Origin of the sequence: Tateyamaria omphalii (assembly GCF_019802125.1) — a bacterium.
Taxonomy (GTDB): Bacteria; Pseudomonadota; Alphaproteobacteria; order Rhodobacterales; family Rhodobacteraceae; genus Tateyamaria; species Tateyamaria omphalii_B.
Window position 1 is genome coordinate 958420 of record NZ_JAHVHT010000001.1, and the last position, 23696, is coordinate 982115.

18 protein-coding genes are annotated in these 23696 nt (G+C 61.1%); 11 read left to right on the plus strand and 7 right to left on the minus strand.

Going from position 1 to position 23696, the window contains the following annotated elements; genetic code table 11:
- Nucleotides 1-18: 18 nt before the first annotated feature.
- The 3 genes from KUV51_RS04770 to KUV51_RS04780 form a co-directional block, all read right to left on the minus strand.
- Nucleotides 19-405: a hypothetical protein gene (locus tag KUV51_RS04770; RefSeq protein ID WP_222520443.1), complete on the minus strand. Its 387-nt coding sequence runs from the start codon at nucleotides 403-405 to the stop codon at nucleotides 19-21.
- Between the two features lie 94 nt (nucleotides 406-499).
- Nucleotides 500-2806 (minus strand): mechanosensitive ion channel family protein, encoded by a 2307-nt coding sequence (locus KUV51_RS04775; protein ID WP_222520444.1) that lies wholly within the window; start codon nucleotides 2804-2806, stop codon nucleotides 500-502.
- Nucleotides 2807-3057: 251 nt separating this feature from the next.
- On the minus strand, nucleotides 3058-3963 hold the full coding sequence (locus KUV51_RS04780; RefSeq protein WP_222521244.1) for a LysR family transcriptional regulator: 906 nt from the start codon (nucleotides 3961-3963) through the stop codon (nucleotides 3058-3060).
- 170 nt (nucleotides 3964-4133) lie between these two features.
- On the opposite strand from KUV51_RS04780, the gene KUV51_RS04785 reads away from it, so the two are divergent.
- The 10 genes from KUV51_RS04785 (at nucleotide 4134) to KUV51_RS04830 (ending at nucleotide 15530) form a co-directional block, all read left to right on the plus strand.
- Nucleotides 4134-7553, plus strand: a complete 3420-nt coding sequence (locus KUV51_RS04785) for an indolepyruvate ferredoxin oxidoreductase family protein (protein WP_222520445.1) — start codon at nucleotides 4134-4136, stop codon at nucleotides 7551-7553.
- 85 nt (nucleotides 7554-7638) lie between these two features.
- Nucleotides 7639-8523, plus strand: coding sequence for a lysophospholipid acyltransferase family protein (locus tag KUV51_RS04790; RefSeq protein WP_222520446.1), 885 nt, complete (start codon nucleotides 7639-7641; stop codon nucleotides 8521-8523).
- An 18-nt stretch (nucleotides 8524-8541) separates the two neighbouring features.
- Complete coding sequence (locus KUV51_RS04795) at nucleotides 8542-9351, plus strand: glutamate racemase (RefSeq protein WP_222520447.1); 810 nt, start codon at nucleotides 8542-8544, stop codon at nucleotides 9349-9351.
- 27 nt (nucleotides 9352-9378) lie between these two features.
- Nucleotides 9379-10407 (plus strand): N-acetyl-gamma-glutamyl-phosphate reductase, encoded by a 1029-nt coding sequence (gene argC, locus KUV51_RS04800; RefSeq protein WP_222520448.1) that lies wholly within the window; start codon nucleotides 9379-9381, stop codon nucleotides 10405-10407.
- Between the two features lie 9 nt (nucleotides 10408-10416).
- Nucleotides 10417-10860 (plus strand): cytochrome c maturation protein CcmE, encoded by a 444-nt coding sequence (ccmE, locus tag KUV51_RS04805; RefSeq protein WP_222520449.1) that lies wholly within the window; start codon nucleotides 10417-10419, stop codon nucleotides 10858-10860.
- 74 nt (nucleotides 10861-10934) lie between these two features.
- On the plus strand, nucleotides 10935-11546 hold the full coding sequence (locus KUV51_RS04810) for a holin-associated N-acetylmuramidase (RefSeq protein ID WP_222520450.1): 612 nt from the start codon (nucleotides 10935-10937) through the stop codon (nucleotides 11544-11546).
- The gene (locus KUV51_RS04815) at nucleotides 11537-12109 is read left to right on the plus strand and encodes a holin family protein (RefSeq protein ID WP_222520451.1); all 573 of its coding nucleotides are present in this window, start codon (nucleotides 11537-11539) and stop codon (nucleotides 12107-12109) included. Before KUV51_RS04810 ends, KUV51_RS04815 begins: the two co-directional genes overlap by 10 nt.
- Before the next feature lie 155 nt (nucleotides 12110-12264).
- Complete coding sequence (locus tag KUV51_RS04820) at nucleotides 12265-14232, plus strand: heme lyase CcmF/NrfE family subunit (RefSeq protein ID WP_222520452.1); 1968 nt, start codon at nucleotides 12265-12267, stop codon at nucleotides 14230-14232.
- A complete protein-coding gene (locus tag KUV51_RS04825) occupies nucleotides 14229-14684 on the plus strand; it encodes a cytochrome c-type biogenesis protein CcmH (protein ID WP_222520453.1) in 456 nt (151 codons plus the stop codon). Before KUV51_RS04820 ends, KUV51_RS04825 begins: the two co-directional genes overlap by 4 nt.
- Nucleotides 14685-14753: 69 nt before the next feature.
- Nucleotides 14754-15530, plus strand: a complete 777-nt coding sequence (locus KUV51_RS04830; RefSeq protein ID WP_222520454.1) for an enoyl-CoA hydratase-related protein — start codon at nucleotides 14754-14756, stop codon at nucleotides 15528-15530.
- 56 nt (nucleotides 15531-15586) lie between these two features.
- Here the strand turns inward: KUV51_RS04830 and KUV51_RS04835 are convergent, their stop codons facing one another.
- The 4 genes from KUV51_RS04835 to gltX form a co-directional block, all read right to left on the minus strand.
- Nucleotides 15587-17341: a calcium-binding protein gene (locus KUV51_RS04835; RefSeq protein ID WP_222520455.1), complete on the minus strand. Its 1755-nt coding sequence runs from the start codon at nucleotides 17339-17341 to the stop codon at nucleotides 15587-15589.
- 198 nt (nucleotides 17342-17539) lie between these two features.
- Nucleotides 17540-18550, minus strand: coding sequence for a calcium-binding protein (locus KUV51_RS04840; RefSeq protein WP_222520456.1), 1011 nt, complete (start codon nucleotides 18548-18550; stop codon nucleotides 17540-17542).
- A gap of 154 nt (nucleotides 18551-18704) precedes the next feature.
- Nucleotides 18705-20000: a citrate synthase gene (gene gltA, locus KUV51_RS04845; RefSeq protein ID WP_222520457.1), complete on the minus strand. Its 1296-nt coding sequence runs from the start codon at nucleotides 19998-20000 to the stop codon at nucleotides 18705-18707.
- Between the two features lie 104 nt (nucleotides 20001-20104).
- Nucleotides 20105-21505: a glutamate--tRNA ligase gene (gltX, locus tag KUV51_RS04850; RefSeq protein WP_222520458.1), complete on the minus strand. Its 1401-nt coding sequence runs from the start codon at nucleotides 21503-21505 to the stop codon at nucleotides 20105-20107.
- Nucleotides 21506-21585: 80 nt separating this feature from the next.
- On the opposite strand from gltX, the gene KUV51_RS04855 reads away from it, so the two are divergent.
- On the plus strand, nucleotides 21586-23655 hold the full coding sequence (locus KUV51_RS04855) for a ComEC/Rec2 family competence protein (protein ID WP_222520459.1): 2070 nt from the start codon (nucleotides 21586-21588) through the stop codon (nucleotides 23653-23655).
- Nucleotides 23656-23696 lie beyond the last annotated feature (41 nt).

Below are 23696 nucleotides of genomic sequence, written 5' to 3' on the forward strand. Positions count from 1 at the left end.
GTTTATTCGATGGGATTTCTACGGTCCGAGCAAAAGGATGGTAATGGGCGAGCTGTCATCGGTGAAGGACTTGTTCGCCTTGATCCGGACCCGTTGCGCGTCCGCATCCATCACGAGGTCATTTCCCTGCCGTGTCAGCTTGGCCGGGGTGGTAGTGACCACGATGTCCTTGCCGCCGGTCCGTCGGAAGATGTTGCCACCCCGCGTCAATACAAAGAGCTTGGCCCGGTCGCCGGATATGCTGACCCCGTCGATGGTGCCCAGCACGGCGCCGTCTGATGCCAGGACACGGCCCTTGGGGCCGTTCGACAGGGCAGTGACGTCGGCAGAGGACAGGTCTGCGTGACCCGTGCCCGGTATTGCGATGGCCAGCGCCAGTGGTGCGATGTATTTGGCAAGGTGCATGGTCGTCTCCCGTGATCATCTCCAAGGGAGAAGGTGGCGCGCCCGCATCCAAAGGCAAAACGGGTCACGCCATCGTGTCAGGTCCGTGTGCGGGTCAGTCGCCCGGTTTGCCCGGTCCGGCCGGTGCCTCTGCCATCTCTTGTGCGGCTTCGGTTGCGGCGGCGGCGATGGTCGCCTTGTCCTCTTCCGTCAGCTTGTCGTGGTCGTCGAGCCCGGGGATCGCCACCCGCACCTCGCGTCGGGCAAAGTCGATGCCGGCCTCTTCGAACTTTTTGTTCACGCGGCTGAGCAGTTCCTTGCGGATGGTGAATTGGGTGCCGGGTTTGGCCATGAACTTGCCCCGCATCACGATGCCCACGTCGTCGAATTCCAACACGCCCTGGGATTTGAAGGGTTGCAGGAAGTCGTCCTGGAACAGCGGGTCCTCCATCATTTCGGCGCCGATGGACTTGAAGATCTTTTTCACCTTGTTTGGGTCCGTGCCGAATGGGACGGTGAAGCGCAGTTTCATGATGACCCAATCACGGGAGTAGTTTGTGATCTTGGGGATCTCGCCATAGGGCAGGGTGTGCACGGGCCCACGGTGGTGGCGCAGCTGCATCGACCGGATCGAGATTTTCTCGACCGTGCCCATGGTGCCGTCGACCTCGACATATTCTCCGGTGCGGAAGGCGTCGTCGATCAGGAAGAAGATGCCGGAGACAACATCCGTCACCAGTTTCTGCGCGCCGAACCCGATGGCGAGGCCGACGATACCGGCACCGGCGAGGAGGGGCGTGGTGTCGACGCCCGCGTTGCTGAGCCCCAGAAGCAGGAACAGGACCACGATCGCCGCTTGGCTGACACCAAGGATGAGGGGCAGGACCGTGGAGAGCCGCGAGCCGCCCGCGCCGCCGCCATCCCCGCCGCCGATTTCTTCGGCATTGGGGTTATAGCCGGATGCCGTCATTTCGGCCGCCAGTTTGCGGTTGATGATGAGCGAGACGACCTCGTAAATCAGATAGCCGATGGCGATGATCAGCAGGAACTCCATCAGGCTGGCGGCGAACCGTTCGCCGACGCCTGCGCTGGCCAGCCTTGTCGGCGACATGCCCCAGAACGAGGCGACCGCCACGAGAACAAGTCCGAACACCAGTACCCGGCCGATGCGCACATAGGAGCGCCGGGTGGAGACGTAAGCGCGTTCGGCCACGGGCCCTTCGCCGGTCATGGGAGGCGCGAGGTGGCGGACCAGGCCCCGGATGGCGGTGTCCATGGCGGGGGCGAAGGTCAGGATGGCGAGGGTCTTGTACTGCGGCACGCCATCAAGCAGGCGGAAGTTGCCGTAGCTGACGACGACGTTCACGATCCACCAGGTGGCTATGGCCACGCCGATGCCGAAATAGGGGTAGATGCGGGCGATCCAGTCTTCGGCTGGACTGAGGTCATCGTAGCCACCGCGCATCATGTCGATGGCTTCATCCCAGTAGCGCCAGAACAAGAGGGCCACATACAGGTGGACCGCAAAGTTCATCCAGGCCCCGATGCGGGTTTCGCCCACAGGGACACCGTTGGCTGCGTTGAAGGGCACGATCACCTGGCCTATGCCGATCACCATGCCGAGCCAGAACATGTGAAACACCATGGCGCGCGCCGTCTCATCGCTGGCGGTCACGATGCGGTAGTCGGGTGCGTTGGGGGCCATGAAAAAGCGACCAACCGCCGCCGACATGCGCGGCAGACCAATGAGCCATGGGCCCACCAGCATAAAGAAAGGGTGGTAATAGCCCGGCACCGCATGGCGCGTGATCTGGGCGGCCGCAAACATGAAGATCGCGACCGAGACGATTTCACTGGTCAGCCGCTTGGCCAGCGGCACCACCGCCTGTCGGATACTTTGGGAATCCTCGCGTTTGGGTGGCAGGACCAGCCAGCTTCGGATCAGGCGCCGGAAGGCAAACTCGATCGCAAAGGCCCCAGCGAGAACCATCAGGAAGTACCCGGCGATTGCCAATAGCCCGTTTGCTCCGACAAAATTGCCGAAGGTCGAAAAGGCGCGTGCCTGCTCGGTAAAGAGGAGGGGCAGGCGTTGGATGGCTATAGCGGTCTGTTCAACGGCACCGAATGTGAGGTGGTAGATGAAGTCCTCGATCTCGGCGGCTTCCGCCTCGGCATCCGTAGTGGCTTGCGCGTTCAGTTGCTCCAGCAAGAGCGCGCGCACCTCGCTGTCACTGAGCCGTGAGAGCAGCGCATTTGCCGTCTCTTCGGTAAGCGGTTCTGGCAATTCCGCGACCGCGGCCTCGCTGTCGTCGGGTGATGTTGAGAGCAGCGATTGCGCCTGAACAGGTGCGGTCAGCATGCAGACCGCCAATGAAACAGTGAGCACGCAGCGCCAGATGGCGCGCAAATCAGGCTTTGTCATACATGTCCCCGGACGTATTTTATTGTTTTCTCACACACTGCGCGTGTGCAGGACACGTTGCAAGGAAAGCCGGTGGTCCGGGTGGATAAAAAAAGGCCGAGCATGAAGCTCGGCCAAGTCCAACAGGGAGGTATGAAGATGGCGCATCAGCGCCGTGTCTCTTCATTAGGCGAGGTAGGGGCGCATTTGCTGCCAATCAAGGCATTTTCCGCACGCGCGAAAGCATGGCAGGTATGCGCCAAATGCATGTCTTAGGGATTTTCCTTTTGCCTCAGTATCTTACGGTAGGCGATGATCTCTTCCTGGACGAAGTCCCGGAAGGCGGCGATCCGCTTGGATTGGCGAAGTTCCTCTGGATACGCCAAGAAAACAGGCACATCTGCGGACTCGATCTCGGGCAGTACCCGGATGAGTCGCGGATCATCCAGCGAAACGTAGTCTGGCAGGATGCCAAGGCCGAGGTCCTGCAACACGCCTTGCAGCACACCGAAGTAGTTGTTCACCGTCAAAAGTGACCGGATTTCATATGTCAAAAGATGCTGGACGAGGCTGCTGCCCGCGCCGACCTGGGCCGAACTGACATTTTGACAGATCAACCGATGCTGCGCGAGGTCGTCGAGTGTTTCGGGCGTGCCGTTCGCGTCCAGGTAGGCTTGCGTTGCAAAGACCTGCATCTTGACCGTCATCAGCCGCTTGCGGATCAGATCGGCCTGGCTGGGTTCTTTCATGCGGATGGCCACGTCGGCTTCGCGCATGGGCAGGTCGAGCACACGTTCTTCGAGCATCAGGTCCACGCGCAGGTCCGGGTATTGTTCGTAGAGTTTGACCAGACGCGGGGCGAGCCAGAGCGTGCCGAAGCCGATGGTGGTGGTCACGCGCAGGTCGCCGAACACCTCTTCCTCGCTGTCACGGATGCGTGCGGAGGCGGTGTCGAGCCGTTTGTTCATCGCCGTCGTGGCGTCAAAGAGCAGCTCGCCCTGTTCGGTCAGGATCAAACCACGCGCGTGGCGGTGGAAGAGGGTGGCGTTCAGCGATTCCTCAAGCCCACGGATCTGCCTGGAGACTGCTGACTGGCTGAGGTTCAGCTTGTCTCCGGCATGCGTCAGGCTTCCCGCGTCTGCCACCGCGTGAAATATTCGTAACTTGTCCCAGTCCATGCGCACCACTTTTATAATGTTGCCGTCAACATAAGCGAAATCTTCGTATTTCATATGCTTGGCTTTGCCGGAACCGTCAGGTGACAAAAATTTTTGTGGCAAGGTCAGCATGTGTGACCTATTATTGATTGAAAGATATGCAAGACTGATCACGGCAGGGGAGGCCAGCGATGAGCACGCAAAAGATTTCCTTGAACGACCGCTATGATCTGGAAAAAAGCCCTGTTTTGCTGAACGGCACGCAGGCGCTGGTGCGGCTGATGCTGATGCAGAAAGCGCGCGATGTGGCGGCGGGGTTGAACACGGCAGGGTTGGTCACGGGCTATCGCGGATCTCCGCTGGGGGCCGTGGATATGCAGATGACGCGGGCACTCAAGCAGCTTGCCGCGCATGATGTGACGTTTCAGCCCGGCTTGAACGAGGACCTGGCGGCGACGGCGCTCTGGGGATCGCAGCAGGCCGAGTTGCGGGATGAGGGGCGCTTCGATGGCGTCTTTGGTCTTTGGTACGGCAAGGGACCGGGCGTGGACCGGTCGGGCGATGCGTTCAAACATGCTAATATGGCCGGGTCTTCCAAGCACGGTGGTGTGCTGGTTGCCATGGGAGACGATCACACGGGCGAGAGTTCTACGGTTTTGCACCAGTCGGAATGGGCGCTGATCGACGCCTATATGCCGGTTGTGTCGCCTGCCGGTGTGCAGGAGATCATGGACTATGGCCTGTATGGCTGGGCGCTGAGCCGGTTTTCTGGGCTTTGGGTTGGTCTGAAGACCATGAAGGATACGGTGGAGGCCACGAGCGTGGTCGATGGCGATCCGCACCGCTTGTCCCTGACTGTGCCCGATTATGCGCTGCCCGAGGGTGGGCTGAACATCCGTCTGGTCGATACGCCGACGGAACAAGAAGCGCGGATGATCGACCACAAGCGCTTTGCCGCGGAAGCCTTCAGTGCTGCCAACAAGATGGACCGGCGGATGTGGGGCAAGCCCGGGGCCAAGATCGGCTTTGTGGCGGCGGGCAAGAACTGGCTGGATCTGGTTCATGCGCTGAACTTGCTGAACATTGATGAGAACGAGGCGGAGCGGCTGGGTATCACGACCTATAAGATCGGGCAGACCTTCCCGCTGGACATGCAGGGGTTCCATGACTGGGCCGAGGGGCTCGACCTGATTGTCGTGGTCGAGGAAAAGCGCAAGCTGATCGAGGTGCAGATCAAGGAGGCGATCTTTGACGACCGTCGGGGGCGTCGGGTCTATGGCTGGTACAAAGGTGGTGCCGGTGGGATGCACCGTGAGGAGCTGTTCCCGACCCGTGGTGCCCTTGATCCGATCCTGATTGCCGAAAAGCTGGGTGGTGTTCTGGTCGAGGAAGGCCGCAACACCGATGGGATCAAGGCGGGGCTGGCCAAGCTGGACGAGGCGCGCCGGTCCGACAATGCCGAGGATATCGCCGCGCGGTTGCCGTACTTCTGTTCGGGCTGCCCGCACAATTCATCGACCAAAGTGCCTGAGGGGAGCCGTGCCTATGCGGGCATTGGCTGTCACTACATGGTGCAATGGATGGATCGCGAGACCATTGGCTACACCCATATGGGGGCTGAGGGGGCGAACTGGATCGGTGAAGCTCCGTTTTCGAAGCGGGATCATGTGTTTCAGAACCTGGGCGACGGGACGTATAACCACTCGGGCGTGCAGGCCATTCGGGCCGCTTTGGCCGCCGGGACGAACATCACCTACAAGATCCTCTACAACGATGCCGTCGCCATGACGGGCGGGCAGGGGAACGAGGGGGGGCTTGATCCCTACCGCATCGTCGATGAAGTACGGGCGATGGGCTGTGAGCATGTAGCCGTTGTCTATGACGACAAGGAAGATGTGGATGTGTCGCGCTTTCCGTCCGGTGTGCCGACCCATGAACGGGCCGAGTTGCAAGTGGTGCAGGAGCGCTTTGCCAAGACCGAAGGCGTTTCGGTCATAGTCTACGTTCAGACCTGTGCCGCAGAGAAGCGGCGGCGGCGGAAGCGTGGGACGTTTCCGGACATCGACAAGCGGGTGTTTATCAATACCGACGTCTGCGAAGGCTGCGGTGACTGCGGGGTGCAGTCGAATTGCGTGTCGATCGTGCCCAAGGAGACAGAGTTGGGCCGCAAGCGGGCGATTGATCAGTCGTCCTGCAACAAGGACTTTTCGTGTCTCAAGGGGTTCTGCCCCAGTTTCGTGACGCTTGAAGGCGCGCAGGTGAAGAAGGCGGCGACGACCGAGTTGCATTTGCCGGACCTGCCGATGCCGGAGTTGCCGGCGATTGATGGGACCTGGAACGTGGTCATCACGGGCGTGGGTGGTACGGGTGTCGTGACCATTGGTGCCGTGATGGCGCAGGCGGCCCATATCGACGGCAAGGGTGCAGGCATGATGGAGATGGCGGGGCTGGCCCAGAAGGGTGGGGCCGTTCACATCCATTGCCGGATTGCCAATGATCCTGCCGATATCAGCGCCATTCGGGTTGCGACGGGTGAGTGTGATGCGCTGATTGGTGGTGATCTTGTTGTTTCTGCCGGGGCCAAGACGTTGGGCCTGACCAGTGCAGGCCGGACAGGCGCGGTTGTGAACAGCCATGAGATCATCACGGGTGACTTCACGCGGAATACCGAGTTTGCGCTGCCATCCGAGCGGCTGTCCCTGGCGCTTGAGGCGCGGCTGCGAGACCGGGTGGACATGTTCGATGCGTCCGATCTGGCAAAGGCCACGATGGGCGACAGTATCTTTTCCAACATGATGATCTTTGGCGCGGCGTGGCAGGGGGGCCTTGTGCCGCTGACGCTGGACGCCATCCATACCGCGATCGACCTGAACGGCGCGGCCGTCGAGCGGAACAAGCGCGCATTCGACATCGGGCGCTGGGCGGTGCTGCATGCCGAGGAAGCGGCGCGGATTGCGGAACCCAAGGTGATCCAACTGCCGAAGTCGCTGGAAGAGAAGATCGCGTTCCGCGCTGATCATCTGGTGAAGTATCAGTCCAAGCGGCTGGCGAAGCGGTATCGGAAGCTGGTGGACAGCATTGAGGACGCGGCAGTGAAAGAAGCTGTGGCGAAAGGCTATCACAAACTCTTGGCCTACAAGGACGAGTACGAGGTGGCCCGGCTGCATCTGGAGACGGAAGCCAAGGCGCGGGAGCAGTTCGAGGGGGATTTCCAAATGAAATTCCATCTCGCCCCACCCATGCTGAGCAAGGACGGTCCGGATGGGCGGCCTGTGAAGAAGGAATACGGCCCCAGCATGATGCGCAACTTCCGCATCCTTGCGAAACTGAAGGGGCTGCGCGGGACGCCATTGGATCCCTTTGGCTATACGGCAGAGCGTAAGATGGAGCGGGCGCTGATCAAGCAGTACGAGGCCGATCTGAAAACCGTGCTGCCCAAGCTGAATGAAAGCACGCGGGATGCGATTGTGGCCTTTGCGGCGCTTCCGCTCGACATCCGTGGATTTGGCCCGGTGAAGCAGGCCAATGAAGCCAAGGCCGCGAAACGGCGCGAGGAATTGCTATCGGTCATCCGCACGGGCGGACCAGAGCAAGCCAAGGCCGCTGAGTGATCGCGTCACACCTGTGTCATATGGGCTAGGCAGGATTGCGCGCACCCCGTAAAACGGGGTGTGTACAGCAGTCAGGCAGCCCTCCATGCCCAGTCGCCAACAACGCGAAATTACGCGCGAGATCAGCTATTCCCACTCGGCCGAAACCAAGGGCGGGCGGGCTTTGATCCGTATACTCGAAAACACCACGGGACGCTTGCGTTTGATCAAGCGGGCCGAAGGGTACGAACATGAGGTCGCGGCGGGCCGTGACTTCTGGGCCGTTATGGTCGAGCGATATGGGCTGTCTCTGAATGTGGTGGCCGGGAGCCTCGACAACATTCCACGTGACAAGCCGCTGATCCTGATTGCAAACCATCCCTATGGTATCCTTGACGGGTTGATGATGGGCCATATCCTGTCAACCGTTCGGGGTGACTTTCGGATCATGGCAAACTCAGTCTTCAAGAAGGCCGAAGAACTGAACCGCGTTCTGCTGCCCATCAGCTTCGATGATACGCGCGAGGCGATGGCGCTGAATGTTGCGACCCGCAAAGAGTCGCTGCGCTATCTGGGCGAGGGCGGAGCCATTGGCATCTTTCCCGGGGGCACCGTGAGCACAGCGGCCAAGCCGTTTTCCAGACCGATGGATCCGGGTTGGCGCAGTTTTACGGCGCGCATGGTTGCGAAGTCCGATGCGACTGTCGTGCCGCTTTACTTTGATGGATACACTAGCCGCCTGTTCCAGATTGCCAGCCATCTGCACAACACGCTGCGCCTTGGGCTGCTGATCAAGGAGTTCAAGAAGCGGGTGGATACGCCCGTGGACGTCGTTGTTGGCGATCCCATCGGCAGGGATGTGCTGAACCCCATGGCGCAGCACCCCAAACAGATGATGGAATTCCTGCGCAAAGCCACGTATGAGCTGAATCCAAACCCGATCAAGGTGTTTGATCTGGGTTATGAGTTCGAAGAGCGGCACCGTACCTGAAGCCGCAAGAGGCGCGCGATGGCAGTTGGTATTTTCGATTCCGGTTTGGGCGGGCTGACCGTGCTGGACGCCGCGCAGAAGCGGCTGCCGGATGTGGATTTCATCTATCTCGCCGACAGCGCCAATGCGCCTTATGGGGTGCGGACGGCGGACAACATCTATGACCTGACGACGGCGGCGGTGCAGCGGCTGTTTGATGCGGGTTGTGATCTGGTGATTTTGGCCTGCAACACGGCCTCGGCTGCTGCGTTGCGGCGGATGCAGGAAGGTTGGGTTCCCACCGACAAGCGGGTGCTGGGTGTCTTTGTGCCGATGATTGAGGCGCTGACGGAGCGGCAGTGGGGCGACAATTCTCCGCCCCGCGAGGTCGGAGTGCAACACGTGGCGTTGTTTGCCACGCCTGCGACGGTGGCCAGTCGCGCGTTCCAGCGCGAGTTGGCATTCCGGGCCATTGGTGTGGATGTGGAGGCGCAGGCCTGTGGCGGTGTGGTTGATGCTATCGAAGACGGTGACATGATCCTGGCCGATGCACTTGTGCGGTCCCATGTGGATGCGCTGAAGCGCAAGATGCCGGAGCCTCAGGCGGCCATTCTGGGCTGTACGCATTACCCGCTGATGCAGGACGAGTTTCAGGACGCGCTGGGCGCGGATGTGGCTGTGTACTCGCAGGCCGGGTTGGTTGGGGAGAGCTTGGCCGATTATCTGGACCGTCACCCCGACAAGATGGGCGGGGGCGCGCCTGGATTTCTGACGACGGGCGATCCCAAGACCGTCAGCCAGCGCGCCACGCAGTTCTTGCGACGACAGATCACGTTTGATGCCGCTTGATCTGACACCTTATCCAAGAAGACTGACATGACCTATAACATCGCTATTCTGGGCGCTTCCGGCTATACGGGCGCTGAACTGATCCGGCTGATTGCCGGACACTCTTCTATTGAAATCAAGGCTTTGGGCGCATTCTCCAAAGCGGGGCAGACGGTTGCGCAGGTTTATCCGCATTTGCGCCATCTGGACCTGCCGCCGATGGTTGCCTTTGACCAGATCGACTGGGCGGGGATTGACTTGTGCTTTTGCGCGCTGCCGCACAAGACCAGCCAGGAGGTGATCTCTGGCCTGCCGCGGGATCTGCGGATTGTGGATCTGAGTGCGGATTTCCGGCTGCGTGATCCTGAGGCCTATCAAAAGTGGTACGGCAACCAGCACTCGGCAGTCGAGATGCAGGGCGAAGCGGTCTATGGCCTGACCGAGTTTTATCGGGACGAGATTGCTGGTGCGCGGTTGGTGGCGGGCACGGGCTGCAACGCGGCGACGGGGCAGTTTGCGCTGCGGCCTTTGATCGCGGCTGGGGTCATCGACCTCGATGACATCATTCTGGATTTGAAGGCTGCTGTGTCCGGCGCGGGGCGGGCGTTGAAGGAGAACCTGCTGCACGCAGAGCTGTCCGAGGGGTACCATGCCTACGCCACCGGCGGGTCGCACCGGCATCTGGGTGAGTTCGATCAGGAGTTTTCCAAGATCGCTGGGCGGGACGTACACATCCAGTTCCAGCCGCATCTTATCCCTGCAAACAGGGGGATTTTGGGCACTGCCTACGTCAAAGGCGATGCACAGGCGGTGTGGGATGTGCTGACGGCGGCCTATGAGGGCGAGCCGTTCATCGAAGTGCTGCCCATGGGCGAGGTGCCGTCGACCCGGCATGTGCGTGGATCGAACTTCTGTCACATCGGCGTGGCGGCGGATCGGTTGCCGGGGCGTACCGTTGTGGTCGCGGCCCTCGACAATTTGACCAAGGGATCGTCCGGGCAGGCGTTGCAAAATGCCAATCTGATGTTAGGTATTAACGAGGTTGAGGGGCTGATGATGGCCCCGCTTTTTCCGTAGCATACGCCCATGAAAAGCCTGAAGAAGCAGCGTCGGATCCAGATCATCGCCCTCGCGGCGGTGGCATTGACGGTTTCGACGGTGCTGATCGGCTATGCGATGCGCGATGGGATCAACTTCTTCCGCGCGCCAAGCCAGATCATGGCGGAGCCTCCGGGCCCGACCGAGGTGTTTCGCATTGGCGGTTTGGTGGCTGAAGGGTCGCTGGTTCGTGGCGAAGGCGCTTCGATTCGCTTTGAAGTGACCGATGGGGGCGCGACGGTGCCAGTCGTGTTTACCGGCGTGTTGCCTGATCTGTTCGAAGAAAATCAGGGCATGGTGGGCACAGGTAAGTATATTAACGGTGTCTTTGAAGCGTCTGAAATTCTTGCCAAACATGACGAAACCTACATGCCCGCAGAGGTCGTCGATGCGCTGAAGGAGCAGGGCGTCTACAAAGACCCCGAGACCTAGCGTACGGTCGCGTTAGGACCCGTTAACGCACATCGCTGACGTTTTGCCCCATGGGACACCATGAGGGTGAAGATATGCAGGACGTACGTCAGATTGCCGAAGACATCGTGGGCCGCGAGGGCGGCTTTGTGAATGATCCGGATGATCCCGGCGGGGCCACGAATTTCGGCGTAACCATTCACACAATGCAGCGGTTGAGGCTCGACCTGGATCGGGACGGGGATGTGGATGTGGGCGATGTACGACGTCTGACGCGGGCGCAGGCGGTGGACATCTTTGTGCTGCACTACTTCGAACGGCCGCGGATTGCCGAGTTGCCGGAACCGCTGCACGCGACGGTGTTCGACATGTATGTCAACGCGGGCGGCAATGCGATCAAGATCCTGCAGCGGCTCCTCAACTCCATGGGGCAGAGCGTGACTGTGGATGGTGCGCTGGGACCGCAGAGTATCGGGGCGGCGCGCGCCGCTCATACCGCTGCGCCTGATCATCTGGTGGATGCCTACGGGATTGCGCGGCGCAATTACTACTTCCGCATTGCCGACAACCGTCCGGCCAGCCGCAAGTACGCCCGCACGCGGGCAGGCGGTAAGGGTGGTTGGATCAAGCGGGCCGAGGAGTTCATCGCGCCGCGCTTTCATCTGACTGAAGCGCAGTTTCGGGAAAGGGTTGCGGCATGGGGATGATCAACGGATTGCTGGGGCTGCTGTTTGGCGGCGACCGGAATGTGGTGCGGGACACGGTTCAGGTGTTTCGCGAGAATGCAGAGGCCGGTTCGGCCCGTGCGCACGAGGTGCAGATGACGGCGATGCGCGAGTTTGGCGCTGAATTCGCCGTGCCGCGTCAGGGATGGTTCGATCGGTTTATGGACGGGATCAACCGGTTGCCGCGCCCTGCGCTGGCACTGGGCACGCTGGGGCTGTTCGTGTCGGCCATGGTATCGCCCTTGTGGTTTGCAGAGCGGATGCAGGGGATTGCACTGGTGCCGGAGCCGCTATGGTGGCTTTTGGGTGTGATCGTGTCGTTCTACTTTGGTGCGCGCCATCAGGTGAAGGCGCAGCAGTTTCAGCGCGAGATCGTGCAGACGATGGCGCATGTGCCGCAGGTGATGGAAAATGTCTCGGCGCTCAGGAAGTTGCGCCATGACGGGATCGGTGTTGCGAGCACGGAAGGTGATGCGGTTTTGACTGTTGCATCGCTCAAGCCATCGGGAAATGCGGCGCTGGACGAGTGGCGCGCCGCTGCGTAATCCGACGGCCGCTGCGCGACGACATGCTTTGTTGGGGCTCTGCCCCAAACCCCGAAGTATTTCTAGCCAGAAGAAAGGGTATTCTGGCGCTTTAGTGATGCGACATAAACGGCAGGGGCATTGGCTGGACGTCCTGCGCGTCATATACATTCATTATGATTACAGAGCTCGGTCACTTCGCCCTCGTCCTCGCCTTTCTGATCGCCATCGTGCAGACGGTGGTCCCGTTGGTCGGGGCATGGCGACGCGACCAGAGGTGGATGGCCGTGGCCGAGCCGGCGGCGTCGCTGCAATTCATCCTGATCGCCTTTTCCTTTGCGGCGCTCATGTGGGCATTTATCGTATCCGATTTCTCGTTGCGGCTGGTCGTGCTGAACAGCCATTCGGCGAAACCGATGATCTACAAGATTTCGGGCACGTGGGGGAACCACGAGGGATCCATGCTGCTGTGGGTGCTGATCGTCGCCCTGTTCGGGGCCATGGCCGCATGGTTCGGGAACAACCTGCCGCCGACGCTACGCGCCCGTGTTTTGGCCGTGCAGGGGGCAATTGGCGTGGCGTTCCTCGCCTTTATCCTCTTCACCTCGAATCCGTTTCTGCGTCTGGCTGTTCCGCCCTTTGACGGTCAGGATCTGAATCCCCTGCTGCAGGACCCCGGCTTGGCGTTTCATCCGCCGTTTCTGTATCTCGGCTACGTCGGGCTGAGCATGGCGTTTTCCTTTGCCGTTGCCGCCCTGATCGAGGGGCGGGTCGATGCGGCCTGGGGGCGCTGGGTGCGGCCCTGGACGCTGGCGGCTTGGGTGTTTTTGACCATCGGGATCGCGCTGGGGTCGTGGTGGGCCTACTACGAGCTTGGCTGGGGCGGTTTCTGGTTCTGGGACCCGGTCGAGAATGCGTCGTTCATGCCGTGGCTGCTCGCTGCCGCGCTGTTGCATTCGGCCATCGTGGTCGAGAAGCGCGAGAGCCTGAAATCCTGGACCATTTTGCTCGCCATCCTTGCCTTTGGGTTTTCGCTGATCGGCACGTTCATCGTGCGCTCGGGTCTGCTGACCTCGGTCCACGCTTTTGCCAATGATCCCGAACGGGGTGTTTTCATCCTGATGATCATGGGCTTTTTCATGGGCGGTGCGCTGATCCTCTTCGCCTTGCGCGCTGGCGTGATGGAGGCGCGGGGCGTGTTCAGCATGGTCAGCCGCGAAAGTGCGTTGATTGCGAACAACGTGTTGCTGGCTGTGAGCTGTTTCGTGGTCTTCGTGGGTACGATGTGGCCGCTGGTGGCCGAGATGTTCTTTGACCGGACGCTGAGTGTCGGGCCGCCCTTCTTCAACATGGCGTTTACGCCGTTCATGGTGATCCTTGGATTGATCCTTCCCATCGGGGCCATGATCCCCTGGAAGCGCGGACAGGTGGCGCGTGCGATGCGACCCCTGCGCTATGTATTTGTGCTGGCGCTGGCCTTTGGTGGCCTCGCCTGGGCGATGAACACGGGCAAGCCGCTGACCGGGCCGCTTGGCGCGTTCCTGGGTGCCTGGCTTGTGATGGGGGCGATGGTGGACCTGGCCTCTCGCACCGGGCAGAAGTTTGACTTTGGTCGGCTGTGGCGTCTGCCGCGCGCGGACTGGGGCAAGACGGTGGCCCATGCGGGGCTGGGTGTGACCATGATCGGTGTGGGCGGGCTGACCGCCTGGCAGACCGAAGATATTCGCGTGGCCCAGATCGGCGAGCAGTTCAATGTCGGCGGCTATGACCTGACATTGGATGCGGTCGAGAATGTGGAAGGCCCAAATTACCTGTCGACCATGGCGTTCATCACGTTGTCGCAAGACGGCGATGAGATTGCGCAGTTGCGACCCGAGAAGCGGATTTACCCTGTTGCGCAAATGCCCACGACCGAGGCGGGGATCGACTACGATCTGGCGCGCGACGTGTATGTCGTGATCGGGGATGAGCAGGTGAACGGCGGCTGGGCCGTGCGCACCTATATCAAGCCGCTGACGAACTGGATCTGGATTGGCTGTGCGCTGATGTCCTTGGGCGGGCTCTTGTCCCTGAGTGACCGGCGGTTCCGTGTGGCCGTGGGTGCCCGCAAGACGTCGGGCGAAGCGGCGGTGCCGGCGGAATGAAACGGTTGGCGATCCTCTTCTCGCTGATCCTCAGCACCGCGGCGTTTGCCCTCGACCCCTCCGAAATGCTGGATGATCCCGCGCTTGAGGCGAAGGCACGAGAGCTGGATCATGCATTGCGCTGCGTGGTGTGCCAATCGGAGGCAGTGGCGTCGTCGAATGCGCAATGGGCCGTGGATGCGCGCCGTGTGATCCGGGAACAGATTGCTGCCGGACAAACGCAGGAACAGGTCGTCGATTTCTTTGTCGAGCGGTATGGCGAGTTTGTTCTGATGACCCCGCGTGTGTCTGGATCCAACTGGATGCTGTGGGCGGCTGGGCCGCTCATGTTCCTGCTCGCCATCGGGATCGGCATTGGCTACTTGCGTGGCCGGAGCCGCGCACCTGTCACGACCGATGCCGGTCTGAGCGAGGCAGAGACGCGGCGTCTGCGCGAGATTATGGACGAGTGACGGTCCTCGGGGCTTTTCTAAACTGATCGGTTTGGTATTGAGGGGCAGACCCGGAAAAGGACACTGGCCATGAAATACGACACCCTCACCTACGAGATGGATGATGGCGCAGCGATCATCACGCTGAACCGGCCGGACAAGATGAATGCGCTGACCACGCAGATGCGGGCAGAGATCGACGTGGCTGTCACCCATGCCGGACGCAATGCCCGCGTGGTTGTGCTGACGGGTGCGGGCCGTGCGTTCTGCTCGGGTCAGGACCTGGGCGATCGCGCCAATGCGTCGAACCTGGACCTCGAGCGGACACTGCGGGACGAATATGCTCCCATGCTGACTGCCATCGTGGAGTGTCCGGTGCCAACGGTCGCCGTCGTCAACGGCGCAGCAGCGGGCGCGGGTGCAAACCTGGCGCTGGCCTGTGACGTGGTGATCGCGTCGGAGAGTGCGTATTTCCTGCAGGCGTTTACGCGGATTGGCCTGATCCCGGATGCTGGGGGCACCTATGTGTTGCCGCGCACGATGGGCATGGCCAAGGCGATGGGGGCGGCTCTGTTTGCCGAGAAGATCACTGCACGGCAGGCCGATGCCTGGGGCATGATCTGGGAAGCGGTCGCTGACGAGAATTTCGAAGCCCATTGGAAAGCGCGTGTCGCCCATCTGTCGCATGGCCCGACCCAAGCCTTTGCTGCGGCCAAGCGGGTGATCCGGGCCAGCTGGAGCAATGACCTAGAGAACCAACTGGCGTCCGAGGCGGCAGAGCAGGGGGCCTGCGGCAAAAGCCGCGACTTCCGCGAGGGCGTTCTGGCTTTCGTGGAAAAGCGCAAACCCAGCTTCGAAGGTCGCTAGGTCCAAAAAGAAAACAGGCCGCGAGTGTCGCGGCCTGCCTTTAACACTTCCACCTTTTACAAATTGGCGTCGAAGAGTTCTGTTGCCAATGCACTGGTCACGGTGACGTCGGCAGCGGTGAGGGTGCTGGCCGCACCAACCACGACAGCCACCTCTGTGCCATTCAGGAATACCCGCGCCTCATCGCCATCTGCCTCGACGGTGATTTCAGGTGTCTCACTGCCATCCGTGTCGACAATGATGATCTGATCCTCGCCATCGGTGTAGTCGAGGATCGTGGCCGCACCGACCTGGTCCTTCGCACCCAGAATGGCAAAGGTGTCGTCTCCGGCGCCACCGGTTGCGCTGTCGCTCGTGCCTGCCACCAATAGGTCGGATCCGTTCCCTCCATCCAACGTGTCGGCCTGGTTGTCATCCAGGATGTCCAGCGTCTCACCAATCTCGACACCCGTCAGTGCGTCATTCAATGTTGCGCCGCCCTGAATGGCTTCGAGCGCGGTTGTGCTGAGAGGATCGGACAGAAGCTCGCCGCCAACCACGACGTCGTTGCCCTCACCGCCGCTCAACAGGTCAGCCCCGTTGCCGCCGATCACCGTATCGCCCTGCAGGCCTCCGTTGACCTTGTCGTCGCCGTCGTTGCCATCGACCCAGTCAAAGCCCCTGTTGCCGGACAGGGTGTCATCGCCACCACGTCCTTGCAGAAGATCATCATCTGCGTTTCCGGTGATCACGTCAAAACCTGCCTGGCCCTGCACGATGTCCGAACCGTCACCGCCTGCAATTGTATCGTTGCCTGCGCCGCCTTCGATCTGGTCGTTCGCGCCGAGACCGTTGATGATTTCATCTGCGGCAGTACCAGCGAGTGTATCAGCATTCTCTGTGCCGTCGATCACCGGCGTGGTGGACGGATCTTCGGGTTGCAGGATTTCGATGTCGGCTGCGGATAGTGTGCCCGCTGCACCCGTCACGCGTGCCAGTACTTCGCCGTCATAGCCGACAAGTGCGTCGTCGCCGTCGTCGGTGACGGTGATGGCATCCTCGTTCACCGTCTCATCTGCGCGGAAATAGAGGGCGAGGCTTTCGCCGTCCGGGCTGTTGAAATCGCTGATCGTGGCCGGACCGAGCTCGCTGTCCGCCGCGTCGGCGATCACGGCAAAGGCGTCGACCTCACTGCCGCCGGCAGCAACATCGCCGGAACCCAGGATCATGAAATCTGAGCCACGGCCACCAAAGATCTGGTCGGCCGCGCCATCGTCACGCAGCTCGGCAAAGGGCGGCGTTTCCTCGGTGAAGATGTCGTTGATCGTGCCGCCATCGCGCAAGATGCCCAATTCGTCGGTCGTCAGTGGATCGGCGTTGAATTCGCCGCCGACGATCACGTCGTCTCCGCTGCGCCCATCGACGGTGTCTTCGCCCTTGCCGCCGATGACGACATCCGACCCGCCGCCGCCACGCACGAGGTCATCGCCGTCATTGCCATCGACCCAGTCATCGCCGGAGAAACCCTGAACCGTATCGTTGTCGCCACGGCCCTGCATGGCGTCGTTGCCTTCGCCACCGATCAGCAGGTCGTCTCCGTTCAGGCCCTGGATGACATCGTTGCCGCCGGGCCCGCCATCAAGCGTGTCGTTGCCCAACAGTCCGATGATGTCATCATCACCTTCACCGCCGGTGATGGCGTCGTCGCCAATCGTTCCGATCAGCAGTTTGCCGTCTTCGTCTTCTGCAAATGATGTCTGCTCATCGACGTCGTCGTCGGTGACCAATCCACTGGTTAAAAGGGCTGGAAACAAAGAAAGAAGAAAGAGCATGGCGGATCCCCCAGGACACGAGCGCAATTTGTTAAAGATTGATTAAGAGTGTCCAAGCGGGCCGGTTTCGAGTCAATCCGCGGCCGCTAAATGCAACTAAAGCAAGAAAAAAAGGGGCTCGGGCCGGCTGACTGTCAACCTTGCCGGGACAATGCTGCGCGTTGCGGTAGAACTGACCACAACGCGCAACAGATGCTCTTACGGGCGGGGATCAAGCAAGCCCACAACGATTCCCGTACCGCCGCCGATATCGGCCGATTCGATTTGGCCGGCGGCTCCGACGAGAACCGAAATCGGGGTTCCGTTCACGGTAATGATCGCGTCCCCATTTTCATCCACGACGTCCACGACGGGATCTACGGTCTGGTTGGGATCCACCAAGATCACCAAGGCGTCTTCTTCGCTGTTGAAATCGGTGATTGTGCTTGGACCGGCGTCCGAGTCCGCCGTTTCAGCCAGCAGCGCAAAGCCGTCTTCGCCTTCACCACCGGTGCCAATGTCGCCTGCACCCAGCACCAGTGCATCGTCGCCATCGCCGCCGTTCAACACGTCAGCAGCGTCATCATCCAGCAGCGGAATGGCAGTTTCAGCGTCCAGGTTCAGGATCGTTGTCAAAGCTGTGGTTCCATCACGCAGCGCTTCAAGATCTTCCGTTGCAAATGGGGTTCCCGACAGTTCTCCACTGATGAGAATGTCGTTACCTCCTTCGCCGTTCAACGTGTCCGCTCCGTCACCGCCAAGGATCGTGTCATTGCCAAATCCGCCGGATGCGCTGTCGTTGCCGTCATTGCCTTCGAGCCAGTCGATTCCAAGGCTGCCGTTCAGCGTATCGTCACCGCCGCGACCCTGCACAAAGTCATTGCCGGACCCCGCGGCTGCCACATCATTGCCACCGCCAGCGACGATGACGTCGTCGTCCGCCTGGCCCAGCAGCCGGTCATTGCCGCCGTTGCCTTCCAGCAAGTCATCTCCGGTGCCGCCTTCCAGCGTGTCGGAGGAGGCACCGCCGCTCAGCGTGTCATCCTCTGCACCGCCTGACAGCAGGTCCGTACCGTCCGTACCATCGATCGTGTCGGCATCGTCCGTCCCGTTGCGTACAACACCTTCCGGTTCTGATGCGGCCGCCGTTTCGTTGTCGTCATCATCGTCGAAAATGCTGACAATCAGGCCAATGCCCAATAGCGACAGCAATGCAATTCCAATACCCATGTCCAATTCTCCGCTTGGCTTTTGAACCACCGTCTATCGCGACGCGGAATGGCGTCAAGTTTGACGTTGCGATTGTAGACAGCGGGGAAACGGTCGCTGGTATCTGTCACCATTGACACGAAAAACCCCCGCGTCGTGCGGGGGTTTATCTGATTTAGCGTTTTTCGATATCGACGTAATCGCGGGATGTCTCGCCCAGGTACAATTGCCGCGGGCGGCCGATCTTGTTCTGTGGATCGGCGATCATTTCTTTCCACTGGCTGATCCAGCCAACGGTCCGCGACAGCGCGAAGATCGGCGTGAACATCGAGGTGGGGAAGCCCATCGCCTCGAGGATGATACCGGAATAGAAGTCCACGTTCGGGAACAGCTTTTTCTCCGCGAAATACGGATCTTCCAGCGCCTGCTTTTCCAGCTCCTTGGCGACTTGCAGAACCGGGTTGTTTTCGACACCCAGAAGCTCCAACACCTCGTCGGCGGACTGTTTCATGACCGTCGCGCGGGGATCGAAGTTTTTATAGACGCGGTGGCCGAAGCCCATCAGGCGGAACGGGTCGTCCTTGTCCTTGGCGCGTGCGATAAACTCGGGGATGCGATCGACGCTGCCGATTTCCTTGAGCATCTCGAGGCAGGCCTGGTTTGCGCCGCCGTGTGCCGGACCCCAAAGGCATGCAATCCCAGCGGCGATACAGGCAAACGGGTTCGCACCCGAGGACGACGCCAGCCGCACGGTCGAGGTCGATGCGTTCTGCTCGTGGTCCGCGTGCAGGGTAAAGATGCGGTCCATCGCACGGCTCAGGATCGGGTTGACCTCATAATCTTCGGCCGGCACGGCAAAGCACATGCGCAGGAAATTCGACGCATAGTCCAGATCGTTGCGCGGATACACGAAGGGTTGTCCGATGGAGTACTTGTAGGCCCAGGCCGCGATCGTCGGCATTTTGGCGATCAGCCGGTGCGAGGCGATCTCGCGCTGGTGTTCGTCGGAGATGTCGGTGCTGTCGTGATAGAAGGCCGACATGGCACCGACCACGCCGACCATGATGGCCATCGGGTGCGCGTCGCGGCGGAAACCACGGAAGAAATTCTGCATCTGCTCGTGCAGCATCGTGTGCAGCGTGATCGTCGTTTCGAACTCTTCCAGCTGCGCAGCCGTCGGCAGAACGCCGTAGAGCAGCAGATAGCACACTTCGAGATAGTGGGACTTCTCCGCCAATTGGTCGATCGGATAGCCGCGGTGCAAGAGCACGCCCTGGCCACCGTCGATATAGGTGATCGTGCTGTCGCAGCTTGCGGTCGAGGTAAAGCCTGGATCGTAGGTGAACACGCCTGCCTGGCCATAGAGCTTGCGGATGTCGAGCACATCAGGGCCTGCGGTGGGCGAGTAGATGGGCAGGTCGTAGCTGTCGTCACCAATTGTCAGGGTTGCGGATTTTTGGGTATCGGCCATCAGGGTCGTTCCTTTCGTCGCGTGGCGGGCGCACCCGCCTGGGCACACGGAAGGCCCGCGTGCCCATCGTTAGACTGCGCACCGTGAACGATTTATGAACCGCGTCAGGTGGCAGCATCCTCAAGCCTGGCAAGGGTTTCGTCACGCCCCAGCACCAGCATCATGTCAAAGACCGAAGGCGTGACTGCCCGACCCGCGAGGGCGGCCCGCAGCGGGCCTGCCAGCTTGCCGAATTTCGTGTCCTGTGCGGCAGCAAAGTCGTTCAGGACGGCCTCCAAACTGTCCCGCGACCAAGTAACGGTTTGCAGCTGCGGCGTCAATTGCGTCAGTATACCACGGGATACCGTATCAAGAGCTTTTGAGGCCTTTTCATCTGGCGTGATAGGGCGGTCTGTCAGAACAAATCTTGCTTTTTCAAGGAGTTCTGGAAGTGTCTTTGCGCGCTCTTTTACAAATGGCAGCGCCGCGAACAGCCCATCTTTCTGTGATTGCGTCAAAGGTTTTTCACCCGCGGCAGCCAAATAGGTCTCGATTTCCTGCTGCAACGCAGCGTCATCTGCTTGGGCAATATGCTGTCCGCTCAGGTTTTCGAGCTTTTTGACGTCAAACCGCGCAGGGCTTTTGCCGATGCCGTTCAGGTCAAACCACTCGCGCGCCTGCGCGTCGGTAAAGAATTCGTCGTCCCCGTGGCTCCACCCCAGTCGGGCCAGATAGTTTCGCATCCCCGCCGCCGGATAGCCCATCACCTGGTATTCCTGCGCCCCAAGCGCGCCGTGACGTTTCGACAGCTTCTTGCCGTCGGGCCCGTGGATCAGCGGGATATGCGCCCAGACGGGTACGTCCCACCCCATGGCGTCATAGATCATCATCTGCCGCGCGGCATTGTTCAGGTGGTCGTCGCCCCGGATTACATGAGTGACGCCCATGTCATGGTCATCGACCACCACGGCCAGCATGTACACCGGCGTGCCATCGGCGCGCAGCAGGACCATGTCGTCGAGTTGGTCGTTGCGGATGGTCACGTCGCCCTGCACTTCGTCCTTGATCACGGTCGCGCCGTCCTGCGGTGCCTTGATCCGCACGACGAAGCGCGCGTCGGGGTAGGTCGATGGGTCCGCATCACGCCATGGCGAGCGGAACAGTGTGGACTTGCCTTCGGACCGCGCGGCCTCACGGAATGCCGCGATCTCATCCTGTGTGGAAAAGCACTTGTATGCCTTGCCTTCGGCCAGCAGCTGATGCGCCACTTCGGCGTGCCGATCAGCGCGCTCAAACTGGCTGAACACCTCTCCATCATGGTCGAGGCCGAGCCACGCCATGCCGTCCAGAATGGCCTGCGTCGCTTCGGGGGTGGAGCGGGCGCGGTCTGTGTCCTCGATCCTGAGCAGGAATGTGCCGCCGCGGCCACGGGCATAAAGCCAGTTGAACAGCGCCGTGCGCGCGCCACCGATATGCAGAAAGCCGGTGGGCGAGGGGGCGAAACGGGTGACGACGGCTTTGGACATGGGACGGATTTACCTTTGCTTAACCACGACGGGTCTACGGTTTCGGCTCCTGATACTCACCGCGAGCGAGAGGGGCAAGCATGGGGCTGGGGCACGCGATGCTGATCCAGCGCGGGCACCTGTTTGGCTGGTGTCCGGTGGGTATGGCATGCGGGATCGCCCTGTTCTTCGGGCTGAAGTTCGAACCCTCCGTCACCCTGATCGTTAGCATCGGCGCCCTCGGCGTGCTCATGGCCATCGTGGCCCGACGGATGAGCGAGCTGACCTCGCCCATATTCGTCTTGGCCGCCATGATCGCGCTCGGCTTCGTTCTGGCCGGTTGGCGCGCGCATTCGGTTGCGGGGCCCGTGCTGGACTGGCGGTACTACGGCCCGGTCGAGGGGCGGATCGTGGGCATGGATCGCAGCGCATCGGACGCGGTGCGGCTGACCCTTGATCATGTCAAACTGGACCATGTGGCGCCTGCCGACACGCCCACGCGGGTACGCATTTCCCTGCACGGCGACAGTGCCTTGGGCGTCGCGCCCGAGCCGGGACTGCGCGTGATGACGACCGCCCATCTGGGCCCGCCCGGCGGACCGGTCGAGCCCGGTGGCTTCGATTTCCAGCGCCATGCCTGGTTCGCCGAGCTTGGGTCGGTAGGCTATACCCGTGTGCCACTGGTCGCCATCAGCGTGGCCGAGTTTGACCTGCGCCAGACGATCTTTCGCATCCGCATGGGTGTATCCGCCCATGTGCAGGACGCTTTGCCAGGCGATGTCGGTGGTTTTGCTGCGGCCGTAACCACGGGCGATCGCAGCGGGATCAGCCAAGACGCGCTGGAGGACTTGCGCGCCTCCAACACAGCGCACCTGCTGGCTATTTCCGGGCTGCATATGGGGCTGCTTTCGGGCTTCGTCTTCGGCCTCCTGCGGCTGCTCTTTGCGTTGATCTCGCACGTCGCCCTGCATTGGCCTGCGCGCAAACTGGCAGCCCTTGGTGCGTTGATTGCTGCGGCGGTCTACCTTGCCTTGTCAGGCGGAAATGTCGCCACCGAACGCGCCTTTGTCATGGTGGCCGTCGCGCTTTGCGCAATCCTCGTCAACAGGCGGGCCATCAGCCTGCGCGCGGTCGCAATGGCGGCCATCATCGTCCTGACGCTCCGGCCCGAGGCGTTGATGGGGCCGGGCTTCCAGATGTCCTTTGCCGCCACCACGGCGCTTGTGGCTGTGTTCGGCTGGATCAGGAATATGGAGTGGACGCTGGGCCCCAAATGGCTGCAACCCGTGGTCGGTGTGGTCATCTCGTCCGCTGTGGCCGGGTTGGCGACAGCGCCCATCGGGGCCGCACATTTCAACACGATGGCGCATTACGGGCTGATCGCGAACCTCGCGAGCGTGCCGCTGATGGGGGTTCTTGTGATCCCGGCAGCTGTGCTGGCTCTGGTACTTGCGCCGGTTGGCCTCGACATCATCGGGTTGTGGTTGATGGGCGCGGGTTTGCGTTGGATCCTCTGGGTGGCCGATACGGTATCTGGGCTTGACGGGGCGCAAGGCTACGTGGCCGGACCGAGCGCGGTCGTTCTGCCCCTGATCGCCATGGGCATGCTCTTTGTCATTCTATGGCAGGGGCGCGCGCGTTTTGCCGGTGTGGTGCCAGTGATCCTGGGCCTTGCACTGTGGCAGGCGGGGTCGCGTCCGCATGTCTTGATTGCGGACACGGGCGGCCTCGTGGGGCTGATGACCGAGGACGGGCGCGCACTCAGCCGACCGAAAGGGGCGGGGTTTGTCGCGCGCAACTGGCTTGAGAATGATGGGGAAGGGATCGATCAGGCCACGGCGGCCAAGCGCTGGGACAGCGCGCATCTGGTGCAGATCATTCACCTCAGTGGCAAGCGCGCGGCTGCGGGTTTCACCGGATGTACCAAGGGAGAGATCGTTGTCAGCAATACTGATCTTACAGACGCGGATGACATGCCGTGTCTTGTTTTGACACCCACCTTGTTGCGGCGCACCGGCGCCATTGCGATTGTAGGTGATGCAGACAAGCTGCGCATTCGCACGGCCAGGGATATTGCGGGCGACCGGATGTGGTCGGGCTGGACAAAGTCATCGGCCCCGGAGATCGGCTTTGGCAGCCTGCAATTGCAGCAACTGGTGAAGAAAAAGTAAGGCGGACCTGTGGTCCGCCCAAGTCTTCGTAGAATGTGCCG